The organism is uncultured Psychrobacter sp. (genome assembly GCF_947495825.1).
GTDB lineage: Bacteria > Pseudomonadota > Gammaproteobacteria > Pseudomonadales > Moraxellaceae > Psychrobacter.
This window is the reverse complement of the sequence record NZ_CANMAH010000011.1, coordinates 1-20,742: the sequence shown is the minus strand read 5'-3', so window position 1 is coordinate 20,742 and position 20,742 is coordinate 1. Positions and strand designations below refer to the sequence as shown.

The 20,742-nt window shown below is 40.6% G+C and carries 17 protein-coding genes; 3 read left to right on the top strand and 14 right to left on the bottom strand.

All coding sequences use genetic code 11. The annotated features are described in order from the left end of the window. The first annotated feature begins 292 nt into the window (after positions 1 to 292). Entirely contained in the window at positions 293 to 1,681 is a 1,389-nt protein-coding gene (locus tag Q0895_RS11510; RefSeq protein WP_299189058.1) for an adenylate/guanylate cyclase domain-containing protein, read from the top strand. 133 nt (positions 1,682 to 1,814) lie between these two features. On the opposite strand, the gene fdx is transcribed toward Q0895_RS11510, so the two are convergent. From fdx to Q0895_RS11470, 8 genes are all read right to left on the bottom strand, one after another. Beyond that, complete coding sequence (fdx, locus tag Q0895_RS11505; protein ID WP_299189056.1) at positions 1,815 to 2,153, bottom strand: ISC system 2Fe-2S type ferredoxin; 339 nt, start codon at positions 2,151 to 2,153, stop codon at positions 1,815 to 1,817. Positions 2,154 to 2,262: 109 nt separating this feature from the next. Beyond that, on the bottom strand, positions 2,263 to 4,155 hold the full coding sequence (gene hscA, locus Q0895_RS11500) for a Fe-S protein assembly chaperone HscA (RefSeq protein ID WP_299189054.1): 1,893 nt from the start codon (positions 4,153 to 4,155) through the stop codon (positions 2,263 to 2,265). Between the two features lie 182 nt (positions 4,156 to 4,337). Further along, a complete protein-coding gene (hscB, locus tag Q0895_RS11495; protein ID WP_299189053.1) occupies positions 4,338 to 4,931 on the bottom strand; it encodes a Fe-S protein assembly co-chaperone HscB in 594 nt (197 codons plus the stop codon). Positions 4,932 to 5,085: 154 nt separating this feature from the next. Next, positions 5,086 to 5,406, bottom strand: a complete 321-nt coding sequence (gene iscA, locus Q0895_RS11490) for an iron-sulfur cluster assembly protein IscA (protein WP_075100713.1) — start codon at positions 5,404 to 5,406, stop codon at positions 5,086 to 5,088. Between the two features lie 235 nt (positions 5,407 to 5,641). Continuing rightward, complete coding sequence (gene iscU / locus Q0895_RS11485) at positions 5,642 to 6,052, bottom strand: Fe-S cluster assembly scaffold IscU (protein ID WP_058369071.1); 411 nt, start codon at positions 6,050 to 6,052, stop codon at positions 5,642 to 5,644. A gap of 182 nt (positions 6,053 to 6,234) precedes the next feature. Further along, positions 6,235 to 7,461: an IscS subfamily cysteine desulfurase gene (locus tag Q0895_RS11480; RefSeq protein ID WP_299189047.1), complete on the bottom strand. Its 1,227-nt coding sequence runs from the start codon at positions 7,459 to 7,461 to the stop codon at positions 6,235 to 6,237. Continuing rightward, a complete protein-coding gene (locus tag Q0895_RS11475; protein ID WP_299189044.1) occupies positions 7,458 to 7,967 on the bottom strand; it encodes an Rrf2 family transcriptional regulator in 510 nt (169 codons plus the stop codon). The genes Q0895_RS11480 and Q0895_RS11475 overlap by 4 nt, the downstream gene beginning before the upstream one ends. A gap of 388 nt (positions 7,968 to 8,355) precedes the next feature. Then, complete coding sequence (locus Q0895_RS11470) at positions 8,356 to 9,000, bottom strand: hypothetical protein (RefSeq protein WP_299189042.1); 645 nt, start codon at positions 8,998 to 9,000, stop codon at positions 8,356 to 8,358. 706 nt (positions 9,001 to 9,706) lie between these two features. Here Q0895_RS11470 and Q0895_RS11465 point away from each other — a divergent pair. Continuing rightward, positions 9,707 to 9,979, top strand: a complete 273-nt coding sequence (locus Q0895_RS11465) for an HU family DNA-binding protein (protein WP_025653024.1) — start codon at positions 9,707 to 9,709, stop codon at positions 9,977 to 9,979. 304 nt (positions 9,980 to 10,283) lie between these two features. Further along, positions 10,284 to 12,158, top strand: a complete 1,875-nt coding sequence (locus Q0895_RS11460) for a SurA N-terminal domain-containing protein (protein ID WP_299189040.1) — start codon at positions 10,284 to 10,286, stop codon at positions 12,156 to 12,158. Between the two features lie 131 nt (positions 12,159 to 12,289). Here Q0895_RS11460 and purH read toward each other — a convergent pair whose 3' ends face one another. From purH to mrcB, 6 genes are all read right to left on the bottom strand, one after another. Further along, positions 12,290 to 13,870 (bottom strand): bifunctional phosphoribosylaminoimidazolecarboxamide formyltransferase/IMP cyclohydrolase, encoded by a 1,581-nt coding sequence (gene purH / locus Q0895_RS11455; RefSeq protein ID WP_299189038.1) that lies wholly within the window; start codon positions 13,868 to 13,870, stop codon positions 12,290 to 12,292. A gap of 293 nt (positions 13,871 to 14,163) precedes the next feature. Further along, a complete protein-coding gene (locus Q0895_RS11450) occupies positions 14,164 to 14,442 on the bottom strand; it encodes a helix-turn-helix domain-containing protein (protein ID WP_058369067.1) in 279 nt (92 codons plus the stop codon). A 226-nt stretch (positions 14,443 to 14,668) separates the two neighbouring features. After that, entirely contained in the window at positions 14,669 to 15,889 is a 1,221-nt protein-coding gene (locus Q0895_RS11445; RefSeq protein ID WP_299189036.1) for a DUF3426 domain-containing protein, read from the bottom strand. A gap of 202 nt (positions 15,890 to 16,091) precedes the next feature. Beyond that, a complete protein-coding gene (gene prmA / locus Q0895_RS11440) occupies positions 16,092 to 17,015 on the bottom strand; it encodes a 50S ribosomal protein L11 methyltransferase (protein WP_299189033.1) in 924 nt (307 codons plus the stop codon). A gap of 71 nt (positions 17,016 to 17,086) precedes the next feature. Continuing rightward, entirely contained in the window at positions 17,087 to 17,932 is an 846-nt protein-coding gene (locus Q0895_RS11435; protein ID WP_299189031.1) for a tetratricopeptide repeat protein, read from the bottom strand. Between the two features lie 40 nt (positions 17,933 to 17,972). Further along, the gene (gene mrcB / locus Q0895_RS11430) at positions 17,973 to 20,441 is read right to left on the bottom strand and encodes a penicillin-binding protein 1B (protein WP_299189029.1); all 2,469 of its coding nucleotides are present in this window, start codon (positions 20,439 to 20,441) and stop codon (positions 17,973 to 17,975) included. Positions 20,442 to 20,742 lie beyond the last annotated feature (301 nt).

Here is a 20,742-nt window from a genome sequence, read left to right as displayed (position 1 = left end):
TAAGTGGTTACGCTTATATCGTTTGCATTGTTCTGTTTTTGCTTTTGTTATAACAAGGACATTACCTACTGATACTACTGTATGCAAGTAGACTATATTTGAGGTAGGTAGTGTTTTTTAATTGCTAATGACGTATATTGTTAGCGGCCTATGTTGTTAGTAATTTATACAATATCACGCTATATTCTTACTAATAATAAATCAGCTATATTCTCCTCTATTGTTCTATGAAAGCTTAGCGCTTACTCGTTTACGCTTTTTTCACTTTTCCCAATCCGAGCGACCATCAAATATGCCTTTTTCAGGTGGATTGAAATCACCGACTTTGTTGAAAAAACAAGAACATGCTCGGTTTGACTATCCAGAGATATTAGTCTTACTGCTTACCGTAGCACTTGTTGCTATGCATTTTGAGTTTAATTCTGTGTCAATGGCGCTGTTTGCTATTGTAAGCTTACCAAGTTTGATGATTTTGGTTTATAACTATCAGCGTCAGCCAAGCTTTTGGACGTCTAATATTGTTGTGGTGCTATTTTCGACAGTCATTGGAAGTATGCAGTTTTGCACGGTACTGTCACTGAGTCTGTCACTGTTGATCGGTATTCGAATCATCTTAAGCGAACCTGAAAATCGACTTAAATTGATGATGATTTTTGTCGTCACCGCGATCATGTTTTATTATGTCAGTATCACCCTATATAGCGATATGATGGTTTGTAATGAAGACCTTATATCACCTACCATATTGCTGGCTAGTATTATTACTGTATTCTGGCAGTTTTGGAGTGTATATCATAAATATCTAAGTTACGAAAAAACGGCAGAGAAAGCAAAGGGACGACTCAATACTTTAGTATCGGTCATTAGTAAATTGACCCGCTTTATACCTCCGCAGGTTTGGCAACCAATCGTGAAGTCAGACAGTGCTGTAAATGTAAATAACAAACGCGCCAAGCTTACGATTATGTTTTCAGATATTGCTGGGTTCACTGAGCTGTCTGATAGCTTAAGCTCTGACAACCTAGCTGATATTTTAAATACTTATATGAAATGTATGACGGTCATTGCCAACAAGCATGGGGCGATGCTAGATAAGTTTGTTGGTGATGGCATGGTATGCTTTTTTGGTGAACCAAATAGTCGGGGAACGCGGCAGGATGCATTGGACTGTGTGGCCATGGCTATCGATATGCGCCGTGAAATGCGTAGTTTGCGACAAGAATGGCGCTTAATGGGCTTTGAAGGGCTGTATGTGCGTATTGGGATTACCACTGGCTACTGTCATGTAGGCAACTTTGGTAGTAATAACCGCATTAGCTATACTATCATTGGTAAAGAGGCAAATCTTGCATCCCGTCTTGAGTCGATAGCAGGAAAGGGAGACATTCTTATTAGTCAAAGGACATATGATTATATCTGCCACGATTATGAATGCGAATATGCTGGCACCTATCAATTAAAAGGTTTTGATAGCAGTATAAATGCTTGGCAAGTGTTAGACCCTGATGCTAATAAAGGCCGTCTATCCAAGTGGGTAGATCATACGTTACCTGGTTTTAACTTACATCTAAATTTTAAAGACATGCAAAATTATGATTATAAAGAGATTAAAAGCAAACTAAACTTTGCGCTTGAACGTATCGAAAAAGAAGAAAAAGAGCATTCTTTAAGCAACAAGTAACTAATAAAGAGAGCAAACTGTTGTAATCATTATGTTTTATAGATTAAGGATATTACCCCGTAAACCAACTAAAAAGCCAGCTATTACAATATAATAGCTGGCTTTTTAGCGTAGCAAAATCTATGCTTAATATTTAATGGTTTTCTTTTGCATGGTTGAGCGTATATTTAGGAATTTCTATGGTCAAATCTTCATCGTCAAGCATTACCTGACAAGACAGACGTGAATCAGGCTCCAGTCCCCAAGCACGATCTAACAAGTCAGCTTCAATATCGTCCATTTCTTCTAAGCTATTAAATCCTTTACGAACCACGACATGACAGGTAGTACATGCTTTTGACATCTCACAAGCATGCTCGATTTTGACGCCTTTTTCAAGCAAGGCTTTACATAAGTTATCACCAGATTGAAGCTCAACTTCGGTGCCTTCAGGGCAAATCTCATGATGGGGTAGTACAGTAATCTTTGGCATAAATCGTCTGTCCAATACTAATCAATTAAAAATAAAGCGTTATAAGATAAATTATTATATTAGGTGAGTTATAATTATTAAGTTACAGCCACCAATGTATCTACATCTGCTACCAGTCTTGAGCACTTGTACCTGCCATACTGGCTTTGACACTCTGATTCATAATACGAGCAGCAAAAGCATCGCTATGTGGTTTGAGCTTGGCTTGCTCTTTTTCGATAATTGACAAATCATCAGTGTTAAGTGCTGTTTGTAATGCTTGAATATGCTCAGTGAGTGACTGCTGTTCCTCAGATGTTAATAAAGCAGCAAACTCGTTAAGTGCTGATTGTAGCGCCAATACTTCGCGCTCGGCTTCTACTTTAGTCTCAATTAAAGAACGCGCATTTTTATCTTCTTCTGCATGCTTAAATCCTGCAGTCAAGAGCTGCTCTTTTTGCTCATCTGACAATCCATAAGAAGGCACAATTTCAATCTGACTCTCTGTCTTTGTCGTGGTTTCTTGGGCACTGACTGTCAACTGTCCATTGGCATCGATGCTAAAAGTCACTTCAATACGAGCAAAACCTGCCTTCATTGGCGGAATACCATATAGCTCAAAACGTCCAAGTGAACGGCAGTTTTCTACTGTCTCGCGCTCACCTTGCACTACATGAATAACCATGCCAGTTTGTCCGTCTTGGTAAGTGGTAAACACTTGACGTTTTTTGACAGGGATTGGAGTATTACGTGGGATCAATACTTCAACCAAGCCGCCCATTGTCTCAAGACCAAGCGATAATGGTGTCACATCTAATAATAGTAAATTGTCATTACTATCACCGTTAACCAATTGATGCGCTGTCTGAGCCGCGCCCAAAGCGACAACTTCATCTGGATTTAGGCGACAAAGAGGCTGCTTGGCAAAAAACTCAGCTACAACATGCTGAATGGCAGGCATACGCGTAGAACCACCGACCAAAATTACTTCATCCAAGTCAGTGCTAGATAGCTTTGCATCACGCAGTACCTGTTCGCATACACTTAACGTACGGCGACTAACTGGATCGGCAATAGCGACTAAGTCTTCATGACGTAACACACCTTGATAAGATTGCTCGTTAACTACAATGTCGATATCGACTTGTTTAGCATCAGTTAATGCTTGCTTATAAGCCTTTGCTTGTTGCGCAAGTATCGACTTGTCATGACGGCTGACATCTTTAGGATCGATGTTTACTTGTTTGATGAGCCAATTGGTCATCAAGCGATCAATATCATCTCCGCCTAAGGCGCTGTTACCACCCGTTGCTAGTACTTCAAACACGCCATCAGTAAGCTTTAAAATGGAAACATCAAAAGTACCACCACCAAGATCGTAGATTAAATAATAGCTTTCTTTATTATCGCTCTTAGCCGAGTCCTCAGCAGGTTTATCAAGACCATAGGCGACTGCAGCAGCGGTTGGCTCGTTTAATAGACGCAGTACATTGATGCCGGCCGCCTGTGCTGCATCTTTAGTCGCTTGACGCTGAGCTTCATCGAAATAAGCCGGCACAGTAATCACTGCACCTTCTATACTGTCTGCAGGTAGGGCAGTTGACGCTCTTTGCTCAAGGGCTGCTAGGATCCGTGCTGATACTTCAACAGGAGATACGTCACCTTGAGCCGTAACAAAGGCTGGCATATCATCTTTATTACCACTTAATTCGTAAGGATGAGAGAATTTGATATCAGCTTGGCTACGGCCCATAAAGCGCTTAGCTGAAACAATCGTATTTTTTGGATCATCCGCTAGATGCGCTAGGGCGTCATAACCAACAAGTGGATTACCAGTGCTTGGATAGTAAACAACAGAAGGTAATAAGGTATCGGTTGTTGTATCTGACTCTAAGACTTGCGCTTTGCCTGAACGTACTACAGCCACCAACGAGCGTGTAGTACCAAGATCAATTCCTAGACCAAAACGATGTTGGTGAGGTTGAGCGCTTTGATTGGGTTCGGCAATTTGCAATAAAGACATAAGATAACTCAAAGATAAAATAAATAAGTGAAATGAAGCAAATCTAGTATGCAGGCGGCGATAGTTTAACGGCTAAAGTCTCACTCTACAATAGAAGAAAATAGCGCTTAAAATAAGAAAGTATACAATATTGCTAGTAGTATTTTGACCTTACGTATAGACCTAACATTTATACGTTAAGTCTAAACATACAAGTCATCATCATCTGAATGCTCAGCACTTGCTACTTCATCAAGACCAATCGTAACATCAGCGTTTAATTTGACTAAAAACTTCAGTTTTTGCGTCGCGTCAATAGCGGTCTGCCAGTCTTCACTTTTGTAAGCTTTATCAAAACGTTCAGATTGATAGGCCAAGCGCTCTATGATTTGCGGATGTAGTTGTTTTAATGTGGCAAGATCTTTTTCTTCGATTGCTTCATCTAAATCAATACGCATCTGCATAGCATCTTCTAAAAAATCTAAATCAGCAATAGAATGCTCCACATTCTGTGCTTGGTCAGCCATATCAAGCAAATAGCTAGCACGACTATCGGGTGCGCTTAGAGTTTGATAAGCTTGATTGATCAATGCTGATGCCTGCTCAGACTGCTGCTTTGCTTGTGCAATATTTGCTACATGTTTTGTATCATCGACAGAAAGGTTGTCTGGATGATAACGCTTTTGTAGCAGACGTAGACGCTGATCAAGACTATCTTGATTGACTTCAAACTGTACAGGATGCTCAAATAGAGCAAAGAAATTATCAAACTGAGCTTCTAAAGTGACATTTGTCATATTATGCGCCTTGCTTTTCTGTTTGTTTTTCAGGTCTTTGCCTAACTAAATATTGTAACTATGGAATAGTAACTGCGGACTTATATAAGACTTAATGGCCGATACTAAGTTTGCAATAGCGATAGGCTGCTGTCCAAGATTGTAATCATACTTTTTAAACAGTAAAAGACTCACCGCAGCCACATTCGCCCTTTTGATTAGGATTGGTAAATTTGAAGCCTTCGTTTAAGCCTTCTTTTTCATAATCCATCAATAAACCGTCTAAATAAACCAAGCTTTTAGGGTCAATGAAGATACTGACACCGCGACTTTCATAACGGGTATCATTGTCATCAGGCGTATCTACAAACTCTAAAACGTAAGCCAAGCCCGAGCAACCCGCTGTACGGATACCAACTCGAATACCTTCGCCCTTACCGCGATTATCCAAAAACTCTCGAACATGCTGAGCGGCGCGTTCTGTCATTTCAATCATGCCAACTCCTACTTACTATCAAATGTAATACAACTAATAATAATATGGTTGTTTATTCTTTAAAAACAATCATTACAAATCTATGGTTATATCAAAGAACCCATTAAAAACATAACAACTGTTAGAAAATAAAAGGTGACAAGTACATAAGCATCATTGTCACCTCCAAGCATTAGTAGTAAAAGTCATACTACTAATGCAGTATTAATAGCATACATTGCGTATGCTATTAAAATTAATTAGTCGCTTCTTCTGCTACTTCAGCAGTACCATGCTTACCTTTATAGTCAGTTATGGCAGCTTTAATAGCATCCTCTGCAAGTACAGAACAGTGAACTTTTACTGGTGGCAATGCAAGCTCTTGAGCAATATCGTTGTTTTTGATTTCGCCAGCTTGATCCAAACTCTTGCCTTTTAACCACTCAGTAACGAGCGAGCTTGAAGCAATCGCTGAGCCGCAGCCATAAGTTTTAAAGCGAGCGTCTTCAATGATACCTTTATCATCGACTTGGATTTGTAGACGCATCACATCACCACAAGCTGGGGCACCAACCATACCGGTTCCAACGTTTTTGGCATTTTTATCAAGATTGCCAACGTTGCGTGGATTTTCGTAATGATCAATAACTTGGTCACTATAGGCCATGGGGTTTTCTCCTAGTTAGATGATGAATAGCCATTTATCAACTTTAAAATGTTTTACTACTCATCGATAATTGGGGTCAAACACTTCATATAAAAACATTATTTATAATTGTCTGATTGTTCATTCGATGGCTATATTTTATAACCATATTATTTATTTTACTAAGTTTGCACTAATAAATATTAATGCTCTGCCCACTCAACTGAATCTAAATCAACGCCTTCTTGGTACATATCCCAAAGAGGAGAGAGGGCACGTAATTTATCGACTGCTTCGTGCATTTGCTTAACCACAGTATCAATGTCTTCTTCGGTAGTATAACGACCGAAACTAAATCGAATTGAGCTGTGAGCTAACTCGTCTGGACGACCAATCGCACGTAGCACATATGATGGCTCAAGCGTTGCCGAGGTACAAGCTGAACCAGATGATACGGCTAAGTCTTTCAACGACATCATCAGTGATTCACCTTCAACAAAGTTAAAGCTAATATTTACGATGTTGGGGACGCTATGTTCTAAATCACCATTTAAATAGATCTCTTCGATGTCTTGCAAGCCATCCCAAAGCTTTTGACGTAATTTGGCTGCGTGTGCATGATCTTCTTCGTAACGCTCATTGGCTAGAGCAAATGCAGCTCCTAGACCAACGATTTGATGCGTCGGCAGAGTACCTGAGCGCATACCACGCTCATGTCCACCGCCATGCTGTTCTGCTTTTAGGCGAATGCGCGGCTTACGGCGAACAAACAATGCGCCAATACCTTTAGGACCATATGCTTTGTGACCAGAAAAACTCATCAAGTCAATTTTCATCTCTTCAAGATTGATAACTACCTTGCCAACCGCTTGAGCACCATCAACATGGAAGATAACACCTGCGTCACGCGTGATCTCGCCAATAGCAGCAACATCAGTAATTGTACCAAGCTCATTGTTCACCATCATAAGTGATACTAAAATCGTATCATCACGCAGTGCTTCTTTAACTTGCTCTGGTAGAATTAAACCAGTACCTGCTTGTGGCTCAAGATATGTGATCTCAAAGCCTTCTTGTTCAAGCTCGCGGCAGGTATCTAATACGGCTTTATGCTCAATCTTACTCGTGATGATATGCTTACCGCGAGACTGATAAAAATGCGCTGCACCTTTAATTGCTAGGTTGTCAGATTCTGTTGCGCCAGAAGTAAAGACGATTTCGCGAGGGTCGGCATTAATCACTTCAGCGACTTGCTGACGCGCTGTCTCTACTGCTTCCTCTGCTTGCCAGCCATAGCCATGCGAGCGCGAAGCTGGGTTACCAAAGATGCCATCTACAGTCAGATACTCGCTCATCTTAGCAGCTACTGGTTTAGCAACTGGGGTAGTGGCGGCATAATCTAAATATATAAGGTTGTTATGTTGGCTCATGCTGGGTTTGCCTCGCTGGTCGATAAAGTAATAGTATTAATGTCTTTTAAAGAAATCTCTTTGGTAGAGGTGTGCTGACGTTCTGATACTGATTGCACGTTTTCCATGTCTAATAATTGCGCTAGTGTTATATTTTTCAAGTACTGTTCGATATGATTTGACAATGCACACCATAAATCATGGGTCAAACACATTGTACCACCTTGGCAATCACCGCGCCCTTCACACTGCATAGCATTAACAGATTCGTCAACAGCAGATATGATAGTCATCACGTCTATTTCATCCAAAGGCTTAGCTAGATGGTAACCACCTGCAGCACCGCGAATACTGGTAACCAAGCCACGTTTACGAAGTTTGGAAAATAGCTGTTCAAGATAGGAGATAGAGATAGATTGTCGTTTTGCAATATCAGATAAGGATACAGCGCTGTCTTGCTGACTGGTCTGTAAAGCCAAGTCTAATAAAGCGGTAACGGCATACCTGCCTCGAGTAGTTAAACGCATAAAATATCTCCAAGCTGATCAGTTATAAGCCAAATTCAATAACGAGCTTAGGCATGTTGATTAATACAGTTGGTGTAAAGTTACTTACATCATAGCGATACTAAATAACTGCAACGCTATCACTGCTAGACAACAAATGGTTAACCCGATATGTGCTGCGATAGGGGTATTATACTTAATCCTGAGTAATTTAGTCAAGATTAAAGTGTCTTAGTATGGTTAATCTTACCTATCACGATTATTAATAAAAGTAATCGGTAAACTCAAAGTTTAGATAAGATATAAAAGAGAACGTAATAGGAAGAAAATTATTTGAAATAAAAACGCTTAACGACATGGCAAAGTTGTCATTAAGCGTTTTTAATCAAAGAAAGGGGAGCCATGTAGGTTAGCTCATTAGCAAGGCAATGATGGCTCCGATTGCAATAATAGTGGCTATTACTGACACAATGGTAAGGGTTTTTTGTCTACTCTGTAACTCTTTGACTGTCGTTTCAAACTCGCGATTTTTTATGGTCAACGTATTTATTTGAGTCTGTTGTTCTGCAATACGCACTTTATAATTGTGCTTCTTTTCTTCCATCTCTTCTGCGCTAGGCTTTTGCTTGCCATTGCCACCTTTGAATTTCTTTATGATACCTTGAATCAAGCTACCTAGACCTAATTGGGTAATAAACTGTTTAATCAATTGTACCTGAACAGCTTCTCCGCGCATTTGTAGTTTTTCAGTCGCCTCACTGTCGTGAGAGGTAAGAGCGTTTAGTACTTGAATACTATAGGCGTTAATAACAACGTCAGGTTCACTACGATCAACAGGCAGCTGCGCATCCAGTAATACCCCTTTATAGCTAAAAGTTGCAAAAACCTCTACATGAGGTAAATACAAGCGCAGACAAACCACGGTGCCCTGTTTCGCTAGTGGATATGCAGCCTTGCGTAGCTCAGGATCTAGGCGTAGCAACAGCGTCAATGCTGACTCAATGAATACTAAAATGATATTAAGAAGAGAGTGAGACAATGTAGTACGCTTCATGTAAGTAATCCATTTTATTGGGCAGGTTAGAAATAAACATAAAATATGAGTAGCAATAAATAATTGCAATCATAGAATTGATTATAGTTTGGTTTTTATAACATATTATGCGTTAGCTATCATAACGTTTCCATCATAAAAAGTAATGTATCTCTATGTCAGTTAATAAATTGTTGCGCTATTAACTCAAACAAGACTAAAAACCTTATGAGCGTTAGTTTAACTGAGCCGTAAGTGGGTAAAAATAAGAAAAAGGCCATGAGTTACTAATCAATAAGCTGATATCATCATCAATTGTTACTTTATAATAGGATAATAGGCAAATTTTATCTTTCACTTTGAGTTAATCCTTTAAATTATATTAAAAGCGTTACCTTTTTGAGAAAACTGTCTGTTACAGAGTACCAATATGGCTTTGATGATTTACTAAACTACTCTTTTATAAGTGGTATTTCTGGGACAAATTTATACATGAAACGACGAGTTACAGGTGATTTGCGTAACGTTAAGTGTCAAATACGTAGTTTCGCGGGCGAAAAAATGTAAAATCGCTTGCGCTCCTTTTGTTGCCTTGATATAAAGGCGTTAATAACGCGCAACCACAAACAAAAGCGTCTAGAATGGTTTTTATTGCTTATATCACGTGAGAGCGATACAATGCCGGACGTTAGCGTTTATTTCAGCCCTTAAACTTGAAGGAAATTTTATGAATAAGTCAGAATTAATTGATAGCATCGCAGATAAAAGTGGCCTTAACAAAACTCAAGCTGGTGATGCATTGAACGCCGTTATGGAAAGCGTTGGTGAAGCTCTAGAAGCGGGTGAAAGCATCTCATTAGTTGGCTTTGGTACGTTTAGCGTAAAAGACCGTAAAGCCCGTACTGGCCGTAATCCTAAGACGGGTGAAGAGCTAAGTATCCCAGCAAGTAAAGTACCAAGCTTTAAAGCTGGTAAAAATCTAAAAGAGCGCTTAAACTAGGCGTATCTTGGCTTGTTTTTATATAACTGTTGTTTAACTCTTGTTAACGAAACAAGCAATAAAAAGCACCTTTAGATAAAGGTGCTTTTTTTATCGCTACAATTTATATAGTACGAGCTTGGAATATTTTGAGTCTAGACTAAAATTCACGTATCATAGGGCGCGCGTGACAATACTGCTTTATTAAATTAAGATTTAATCAGGCTTGAATAACACAAATATCATTTATCATCCCATTGTTCTATATGTCATCGACAGCGTTGCAATGGTTTATCATCAATATGAGTTAAAAGTAGAAATAACTATGGATAAATTGCGCGATTTTTTAAAAAGCTGGCCTGGTCGCATTTTATTGATTCTATGCTTATCGCCACTTGCTTTATTGGGTATTGAAAGCTACTTTCAGGGCAATGTTGATCCCAATCAAGTTGCTCAAGTAGGTGAAGCAAGCGTGGGTTTATCAGAATATCAAAACGCAGTCAATAATAGACGTTCTGAGATTTTAGACCAAATTGATGATGCAAGCTTGTTAAATGAAGACGTGTTGCACGAACAAGTACTAAAAGGCTTGATTGATCGTACTTTGCTTGAGCAGCAAGCTGGCAAGCTAGGTATGACGGTATCAGATGAAACGATCAATCGTCTGTTGCGTCAAGAGGATGCTTTTAAGGATGAAAATGGTGAGTTTTCTAATGCTCAGTTTTCAAACTTTTTACGTCAACGTGGTATGAACAAAAACCAGCTTTTTGCTGAATTTCGCAATCAACTAAGCCTTGATCAGCTTAATGCTAGCATCGTTGGCACTGCTATTTATCCTATGAAAGCGGTAAACCAATTGATTGACTTACAGTTGGAGTCACGCAACATTTGGCTACATCGCTTTAATTGGCAGGATTATCAGCAGCAAGTTAAGCTTAGTGAAAGTGACATCCAAGCTTACTACGATGCCAATAAAGAAACCCTAAAAAGCGATGCAATGGTTGATTTGGCTTACATTCAGCTAAGTCCTGCGATGATCAAAGTCGATACAGTGACAGAAGAAGAATTGCAACAGCAATATGAAAGCTATAAGCAAGGCCTTGCTGTGGTCGATGAACGTAAGATTAGCCAAATCTTATTGACTGGTGATGACGCAAAAGCACGTGCTAATGAGGTTAAAGATCGCCTTGATAAAGGTGAATCATTTGTAGCGTTGGCTAAAGCGGAGTCAGATGATCCATCAGGTGCAAGTGGCGGTGATATTGGACTTTTTAATGCATCAGTATTTGGTAGTGATGCTGCCGCTGTCGAAACAGCGCTACAAGGTTTGAGTGTTGGTGAGGTTACACCGCCTATCAAGACCAGTTTTGGTTATCAAATATTTACGGTAACAGAAGACAATGGTAGTAAGATACCAAGCCTAGAAAGCATGCGTGAAGAGCTAACAGCCAAGGCAAAAGAGTATAAACGTCAATCTATTTATGCCGATAAAGTAACAGCAATCAACGACTTGGCAGCCGATGGTTTTAGTATCGAAGATATTGCACAACAAGAAAACGTAGCATTAAAACAGATCAAAGACTATCGAAAAGACAATAATACTTCAGTACTATCGCAACCTGCTGTTATTAAACAAGCGTTCGATGAGTTTACTATTCAAGACCAAGCAGTAACAGCAGGAATTGAAGTTGGTGACGGGACGGTGTGGGTACAACCTAGCAACTATCGTCCTACTCAGACTCTTACGCTTGCAGCAGCCACGCCAATAATCACGCAAAAGCTACGTCAACAAAAAGCCAGTGCTATGGCTCTTGAAGACGCTAAACAATTAGCTGCTGATATTAAGACTGTGGCAGATATTAATGGGCAACCAGTAAACTTTCAAGCATTAGGTCAAGTGAATCGTCAGACAACGTTATTGACCAATAAGGAACGCAGTTTAGCATTTAGTCAGCAAGCGCCTAAAGATGGGGTTGTAGCGTTAGCTAGCGAGACTGAGATAGGCGCTAGTGTGATAGTTGGTGATCGTATCGAAACTGAAAGCCAATCACAGCTCTCAGATACAGAAAAAGCCCAAACCGCACAGATTATTCGTGACAATCTAGGTCAAGATCAGCTACAAGATTATTTAGATTATTTACGCTTAGTATATAAAGTTGAAATTAATGAAGCCAATGTAGCTGGCGCACAAGGTCAATAAAAGTATTATGGCTTTAAGTTTAGCTATTAATGAATAGCTAGAAAATGTGTAAAGTTTAATGAATAAAAAAGCCACTGTACTATACAGTGGCTTTTTTGATGGATGATAAATAAATACTAACTGGCTGAGTACTAGTGGCGGAAATGGCGCATACCAGTAAAGACCATGGCAATGCCGTGCTCATTTGCAGCAGCAATGGTCTCATCATCACGCATAGAGCCGCCAGGCTGAATAATCGCTGAAATACCTACTTCTGCAGCGTTGTCTATACCGTCACGGAATGGGAAGAAAGCATCTGATGCCATGACAGCTCCTTCAGTAACCAATCCAGCGTGCTCCGCCTTGATAGCTGCGATACGAGCTGAGTTGACGCGGCTCATTTGACCTGCGCCTACACCAATAGTACGCTGGTTTTTGGCGTAAACGATAGCGTTGGATTTGACATACTTTGCAACATTCCAGCTAAACAGCAAGTCAGCAATTTGGGCTTCAGTTGGTTGGACATCGGTTACGATTTTTAGATCATTAGCCGTAATCAAGCCTAAATCCTGCTCCTGCACGAGTAAACCCCCGTTGACGCGCTTGTAATCAAGTTGAGAGTCACGCTGATCTGGCGTTGGCAACTCGCCGCAAACCAATACACGTACGTTTTTCTTAGTCGCAGTTGTCTCAAGCACACCGTCTTCAATACTTGGTGCAATGATCACTTCAACAAATTGATTGTCAATAATAGCCTTAGCAGCCGCAACTGTTAATGGGCGATTAAAAGCAATGATACCGCCAAAAGAAGATTCAGGATCTGTACTAAAAGCTGTTTTGTAAGCAGTGACTTGATCTTGATTTACTGCTACGCCACAAGGGTTGGCGTGCTTTACAATCACACAAGCAGGCGCATTAAAGGCTTTAACGCACTCAAGAGCTGCATCGGTGTCAGCAATATTATTATAAGAAAGAGCTTTGCCTTGTAGCTGCTTAGCAGTAGCAATAGAAGCTTGCTGGCTCCTTAGAGGCTGGTTTTCGGTATAGAAGGCAGCATTTTGATGAGGGTTTTCACCATAACGTAGGTCTTGTGCTTTCTCGAGCTGCACATTAAAGGTACGCGAAAAATTCTCTGGTTCTTGAGTGTCATTGACACGGCTACCTAGGAAGTTGGCGATCATACCATCATACTGGGCGGTATGTTCAAACGCTTTGACGGCTAAGTCATAACGTAGAGCCGTTGTCAGCTCAGTACCGTCACCTAAAGCGGTAAGCACACGCTCATAATCAGCTGGATCAGTTACAATACCCACATGAGCGTGATTTTTGGCGGCAGCACGTACCATAGTCGGACCACCAATATCGATGTTTTCGATAGCATCATTCATAGTGACATTGGCACGAGCAATTGTCTCAGCAAATGGATAAAGATTAACCACGACCAAATCAATACGATCGATACTATGTGAATTCATTACTGCATCGTCTGTACCACGGCGACCTAAAATACCGCCATGAATTTTTGGATGTAATGTCTTAACACGGCCGTCCATCATTTCAGGAAAACCAGTATAATCTGATACTTCAGTTACGGCCACATCATGCTCTTTGAGCAACCGATAAGTACCGCCAGTGGATAATAAGTTAAATCCTGACTGAATAAGCCCTTGAGCAAATTCTATGATATTAGATTTATCAGAGACTGAGAGTAGAGCAAACGGTTTGGTAGCCATAAAAACGATTCCATAAAAAAAGCCCGACACAAACGTCTGGCAAGATAGTAGTGGCAGTCACAGATATAAACACATTAAATCTGTGAATTGCCGTATACAATAATGATAAAGCGTAATATTAAGCTTAGCGTTAATTTCTAAGGTTATAGCAACGCATATAAAGCCAGTTACGTACTACTTAGCCTTAAAAAATAACACGCCAATAATCACGATGCCTATAATAAAACATCTGACCCATTTACACAAAACTCAATATCATTTTAGAGCATAAATACTACTTTCTATACAATCAGCTACATTAAATTATGGGTTTTTAGTTTTTTACGCAGCGTGCCGCGATTAAGTCCCAAGATTTGAGCACATTTGGTTTGATTTCCACGAGTCTGCTCAAGCACGACAGTTAATAAAGGTAGCTCTACTTCTCTTAAGATAAGCTCATAAAAGTCTGTTGGCATCTCATCCTCCAAAGCAGCAAAGTACTCACGTACGACACGTTCGACATGTACTCGTAGAGGGGCATTGACTGGCGCAAGCTCTGTGTCACTAGATAAGAGGCTGTCTGAGCTTTGCAAACTGTTTTGTGCGTCAGTTGTTGGTTGCTGAATACTATCTTGATTATCAAACTCATTAAAATGGTCAGAATGCTGGGCAAGATGGTTAGCAAAAGGAGGAACTGAGTGTGCCATAAGGTGATGTCCTTAAAAATTGTCATACGACAAAGGTTATGAATAAAGGGCTAACTGAGTGTCAAATTACATCAATGTAAACACCAGGCTAGAAACAGACAAATATAAAAGGTTAATAAATAGGATCAATAGTTACTCTATTAATCTCATTATTGATAACTGGAACGGTAAACATAAAGGGTTTGTTTTGTTCAGCAGAGAGTACGTTTTGTTTGCTGACTAGATAGTCCTTTGGCATGGCAATGAACTCTCCAATGACATCATCATTACTATAAATACTGACTTTTAGATTGGGTAATAACTGGGATTTTGTACTGTGATTTGCCAAGGTAGCTGCTATGTCAGTAAACTCGTCAGCAGCTTTTACTTCACTGGGCCGATAAACCACATCATTGATATCGAAAGCTGACATATCAGCATTGGGTAGGCTACAAGCTGCGACAGCGCAAACTGCTTGTAAGCGCTCCGCATGGATTGGATCTTTGACTAGATTATCTAAATTAAAAATAACATATTGTGCAAACAATAGCATTACCAACACCAAACAGCCAGCTAGCCACAGTAAGGAGGCTACAGATGTTTGCACACGAGATTGTACCGGATAAACACGTGACTGAGCTTTACTTGCTTGCTTAGAAGGGGTTTGAAATTGATCTCTTAGCGGTACGCCCATGCTCGCTAACAATTGTGATAAGTCAGTACCAGACTCTACAACGTCTGTACTGTTGTTTTGCTCCTCAAGGAGCTTTTCGAGCCATGCATTATCACTATCACTATCATTAACACTATTAGTATTGTCACTTCTGTTAGAAGTATTGGCAGATGCTGAGGCGTTATTATGCTGAGGCTTGGTGTTTATGATGTAATTTGACTCTTCAAACGCCTTTTCTTGATCGTCATAAATATTATGAGGGTTAGGGGAGCCGCTAGTCGTAGCATCTGTTGGTTTAGGTTCTGCGTTTTTAGAATCTGGACGTACTGACGACATCGGCGTAGTGTCCAAATCAAAGGACCAAGCGCTCATTTCATCCCAAGAGTCGTACTCCAAATCTGATGGTTCAAGATCGTCAATAGGCATATCATCATGAATGAGCGTATCAGAAGATAAGAAGTCATCATTATATTGAGAAGTATTGTTGCTTTTTTCGATAGAAGTGGAGGCGTTACTGATATCTGAAGGCTCATCACCAGAAACGACAAGGTTTTCATTGACCAAAAATATCTGCTGACAACGTTTACAGCGTACTTTTGCATCCGGCTCACTTAGTAAAGTCTGTGGTAAACTAAAGTAGGCTTGACAAGAAGGACATTGAGTTTTGATAAGCGTAGTCATGTAATTGAGTCCAAAGAAATACAGTAATAATCACCATGTACCGACTCACCAAAAACTGTCTTATTTTAGATATTAATAGGTATCTATATAGCGATAGACAATAGGAGAGCAGTATTGCGTTTGCAAAATCCAACCAATTGTCTATCGTAACAGATGTAATAAATTGTTGATAGTATGTAAATAAAACTATTCGGTATTGCTATTATGTAAATACTCCTGATAAACGTTGCCAATGTTGATCTTCTTGAGAAGTAAAAGCATGTTTGGAGTCAAGATTAAAGTAAGGACGATAAGCTTCTGCAACTTGCTCGGTTTGAGACTCGATTAATCCTGCTAACACTATGCGTCCTTTTGATGCGATTAAAGTTGCAAAGTAAGGAGCGAGACTAATAAGAGGTTTTGCTAAAATATTTGCGACAATAACATCTACTGGAATAATATCGTGCTGCGTGCAATAGTCTGCAAACTCCTCGGGTAAAAATGCTTGCAATCGTCCATCAACCTTATTGCGTGCAGCATTTTGGTTTGTAGCTAGTACCGCTTGTGGGTCAATATCGACTGCATAAACTTGTTTGGCACCTAATAACAATGCACCGATACCCAATATACCCGAGCCGCAACCATAATCTATTATTACTTTATCTTTTAAGTCTTGTTCTGTCAGCCAGTCTAGACATAGACGCGTAGTGGCATGATAACCTGTGCCAAATGCCAGCCCTGGATCCATAATAATATTAGTGGCATTAACGTCAGGTGGCGTTAGCCAATTTGGGACAATCCAGAGATTGTTGGCGCATTCAATTGGATGATAGTGAGTCATCCATTCACGCTCCCAATCTTTATCATCGACCGCAGTGAGCCAAATACGACTGGCTTGGATTTGCGCTGCAATATCATGACTGAGCTGCTCGACAGCTTGTCGACTGCCATCTTCGGTAGTAGCGTCAAAGAGACCAGTTATTATCACGTCATCCCATAGGGGTGATTCGCCCGGTAATGGCTCAAATAAAGGTTGATCACCTGCATCGTCTAGCGCGATAGACAGTGCGCCCGCCTCTAATAACAGTGCCTCTGCAAGATCGACATTTGCTTTTTCACATTGTAGGTGCAGTTGTTGCCATGCCATAAAGATAACCTTGATTAAATTAAGTGAATAAAAAGTAAGCTGTTGTATTTTATATAAAAGTAATTTAATAATTACTTAAGTGCTTGCTGCGCCTCACGAACAACACGTGAATTATTTTGTTGTTGACCTGAGTGTAAGATGAGCTGCCATAATGAACGGCGACGATTGGCGTCTTCAGAAACGGTAAGACCGCGACGAGCCATGGCCTCAGCTTTACGCGGTTGCCCTTTTTTTAGGGCTACTTGTGACAGGTAAAAATATACTGCAGAAGATCTGGGCGCTAAACGCTGTGCACGGGTAAAGCTGTTTTCAGCAGCAGTCAGATTGCCTAATTTGAGCTGATTAGTACCAGTTTGCATTAGATTGCGAAAAGCTGGCAAGTTGCTTTGATTATTAGTAGGTTGACGGCTTCTTTGCTGTGAATTTTGACGCGCCTGCTCTAAGAGTTCATTGTGTGACGGCGCAGTAGGGGGTTGTGAAATCATATAATCGTCACGTGGGGGAGTATACACAGGCTCGTTAAATATGACTTCTCGTTGTTCTATAACCTGTGTTTGCTGCGTCAAAGGATTATTAGCGGTTGAGGTGTTTTCTGAGTAGGTATCGTGTTCTGGCGTAGCATCAGTAGGCGATATGTATGGTTTGGTTTGGTAGGTATGCGTATTATCAGTGCGATTCTGAGTAGGTTGCGGTGTTTTAGTCATTGCAGGTGCTACAGTGACAGGTGCTTTGGTAGTCACCGTAGCGGTGTTGTTAGGCAGTGACGAGGTAGTCTGACAAGCACTCAACGTCAGCATACTAATAAGCGCACTTGATACCAAAAAAGATCTGATGAGACTTTTGTGCTTTTTGTTCTGTACTATTAAGTATTGATGTTGCATAAATACCGCCATATCAAACCCCTTATTCTGTGTCATTTTAACCACCAGTATGAATCAACAACTTAAAAATAATTTATTAGAACCACTCAAGAGCTCGATCGTACCAAGTGTCCGTACGTCTTTGAGTATCGTTATCACTACCTTCTGCATTTGGCTCGATTACCTCACTGTTTGGTATATCTAGCCCTTCACGTTGACGTTGCTGATTAATCGACCCTTGCTCGTTTTCCCATTGTATTTGACCACGCGCTTGCTCTTGCTGATATAAAGAGATCGCACAACTGCTTGCTTCTTTTGGCAAGTACGCTGACATAACTGGTAAGTATCGAGCCGAAGCACAGCGTTCATTAGATAGTTTGCCAGAGTTGTTCTCAAGCCATAACCATTCAATCCCTTCAGGCTCTGGCATAGCGACAGGCGTCAACTTTATACGATTCATATAATCGACCCATACTGGTAATGCTCCAGTACCACCACTAAGCCCAATCGGTTTATTATCATCGCGTCCAACCCAAACGACGCTCACATAGTTGCCGCTATAGCCTGCAAACCATGCATCACGGTAGTCATTGGTTGTCCCAGTCTTACCCGCTAAGTTTAAATTGCTACCGAGTGATTGGGCACGTTTGGCAGTACCGTTTTTGACCACTTCTTGTAAGGCGTAGTTGGTTAAGTAATTAGTTTCAGGTGGTATGCTGCGCTGAGTATTTAGACCAGTACGTTGCAAAATTCGCCCGCGATTATCAATGACGGTTCGAATACTGTGAATAGGAGTGCGAAAGCCACCAGTTGCAAAGACTTGATACACGCCAAGCATATCCATAGGACTTAAGTTAACTGAGCCTAACAGTACTGAGGGATAAGCGGGAATTTTCTCTTCGATACCCAAACGACGTAACTGTTTGGCAAATGTATCGATACCAAATTCCATACCCAAACGTACGGCGCTTTGGTTGTATGATTTGGCAAGTGCAGTTGTTAATGGAACATAGCCATGATCACGACCAGCGTAGTTTTTTGGGTTCCACTTGCTACCATCGCCTAAGTTAACTGTAATCGGAGAGTCATCAACGGGGCTGGCTAAGTTGTAGCGACCACTTTCAAGTGCTGTCATATAAATAACAGGTTTTAACAATGATCCAACCTGACGCTTGGCATCGACCGCACGGTTGAAACCAGTGAACTCGCTACCACTACCCACGACAGCGACTAGCTCACCGGTCTCAGGATTGGCACTGACTAAGGCACTTTGCAAGTCTTTAGTCTTACTACTTTTACGGCGTAACTCGCCAAGTTTTTTGTCGACAGCTTTGTCGGCTGCTAGTTGCGCAATAGGGTCAAGGGTACTAATAATGGTAAGACCTTCGTTTTTTAGGTCATCAGAATAATACACTTCATTGAGCTCACGCTTAACGATGTCCAAAAAGTCTGGAAATTGACTTTTGCCTTCAACAGGCTTATCTACAACCCCAAGAGGCTTTTCTAGTGCCGTGTCGTATTGCTCTTGGCTAATAGAACCCATCTCTAGCATATTGTTGAGCACTACATCACGACGTGCCTTTGAATCATTGGGATGACGGCGAGGATTATAGACGCTTGGACCCTTTGCCATACCGACTAGCATGGCTTGCTGATCCAAACGCAGCTCATTTAGAGGTTGGTTAAAATAAAATTGTGCTGCTAGGCCAAAACCATTAATAGAGCGATTGCCATTTTGACCAAGATAGATCTCATTAAGATAGGTTTGCAAAATCTCATCTTTACTATAATGCAGCTCTAGTAATACGGCCATCAGAGCTTCATTGGCTTTGCGTTTGAGCGTACGATCAGAGTTAAGATAGAAGTTTTTGATAAGCTGCTGGGTAATAGTTGAGCCCCCCTGCATAGAGCCACCAGAGAAGTTATTAATCACGGCGCGTGCGATACCGCGTATAGATACTCCTTTATGCTCATAAAAACCACGATCCTCAGTCGCGATTAAGGCATCAATTAATGGTTGCGGTACATCATCTAAAGAGACAACCATGCGATCTTCATTACTATCTGGATAAATACCACCGATATTCACAGGTTCAAGACGAATAATCCCAGTCTTATTTTGTTCAGTGCTCTGAATCGACTTAATCTTATCGTTGGCAATCGTCATTTTAATGACTTGTTCTTTATCAATATCGTTTGCGCTATAAGTAAAGCCGCGCGTATGGATAAAGTAGTTATTGCCTGATTTATAGAAGCTACCTGTGCGATCATAGTCCTTGTTGCTGCGATAGTTAAGCAGCTCAAGCCAAGTTTTTATCATACTGTTGTCAACCGCCGCACCTTGATACAGCTCGAGCGGCTGCGAATACACTTTGGCAGGAATGTCCCAGCGCTTACCTTCAAACTTATGAGTAATAGTACGGTCAAGCTTGACCAAATACAGCGCCAATAAAACCATGCCAGCGATGACAATGATTAATAAGATACTACTAAATACAATTCCACGCTGCTGCGAGGGAAGAGGGCCTACAGCAGACTGAGGTAACTTAGGATTAGATTTTCGCACTGATAACGCACCGTATTGGGATAAAAAACTGCCTCATAATGACGCAAATTGACAAAATTTTCAATCTATCATCATCGACTCAGGGTTTTATTGGGTTTAGCGGGGAAGGTGTATAATGGTATAACATCGAATATCAATATATAAATTGATTAAATAAAGCGTGGTAGTAGCGCTGATATGATTTTAACAGAACTAAAAACAGTAAAAACTCTATAAGTAAAAACTTGGGGCTGTAGTAGATAAGGATTAAATATCACACCATTTTCTCAAGGTTTTCAGCTGATTAGATGGTGAGCCATAG

Coding starts and splice junctions, on each gene's coding strand:
- Q0895_RS11510 (WP_299189058.1), top strand. CDS start 293: ATGCCTTTTTCAGGTGGATTGAAATCACCGACTTTGTTGAAAAAACAA.
- fdx (WP_299189056.1), bottom strand. CDS start 2,153: ATGCCAAAGATTACTGTACTACCCCATCATGAGATTTGCCCTGAAGGC.
- hscA (WP_299189054.1), bottom strand. CDS start 4,155: ATGTCTTTATTGCAAATTGCCGAACCCAATCAAAGCGCTCAACCTCAC.
- hscB (WP_299189053.1), bottom strand. CDS start 4,931: ATGACAAATGTCACTTTAGAAGCTCAGTTTGATAATTTCTTTGCTCTA.
- iscA (WP_075100713.1), bottom strand. CDS start 5,406: ATGATTGAAATGACAGAACGCGCCGCTCAGCATGTTCGAGAGTTTTTG.
- iscU (WP_058369071.1), bottom strand. CDS start 6,052: ATGGCCTATAGTGACCAAGTTATTGATCATTACGAAAATCCACGCAAC.
- Q0895_RS11480 (WP_299189047.1), bottom strand. CDS start 7,461: ATGAGCCAACATAACAACCTTATATATTTAGATTATGCCGCCACTACC.
- Q0895_RS11475 (WP_299189044.1), bottom strand. CDS start 7,967: ATGCGTTTAACTACTCGAGGCAGGTATGCCGTTACCGCTTTATTAGAC.
- Q0895_RS11470 (WP_299189042.1), bottom strand. CDS start 9,000: ATGAAGCGTACTACATTGTCTCACTCTCTTCTTAATATCATTTTAGTA.
- Q0895_RS11465 (WP_025653024.1), top strand. CDS start 9,707: ATGAATAAGTCAGAATTAATTGATAGCATCGCAGATAAAAGTGGCCTT.
- Q0895_RS11460 (WP_299189040.1), top strand. CDS start 10,284: ATGGATAAATTGCGCGATTTTTTAAAAAGCTGGCCTGGTCGCATTTTA.
- purH (WP_299189038.1), bottom strand. CDS start 13,870: ATGGCTACCAAACCGTTTGCTCTACTCTCAGTCTCTGATAAATCTAAT.
- Q0895_RS11445 (WP_299189036.1), bottom strand. CDS start 15,889: ATGACTACGCTTATCAAAACTCAATGTCCTTCTTGTCAAGCCTACTTT.
- prmA (WP_299189033.1), bottom strand. CDS start 17,015: ATGGCATGGCAACAACTGCACCTACAATGTGAAAAAGCAAATGTCGAT.
- Q0895_RS11435 (WP_299189031.1), bottom strand. CDS start 17,932: ATGACACAGAATAAGGGGTTTGATATGGCGGTATTTATGCAACATCAA.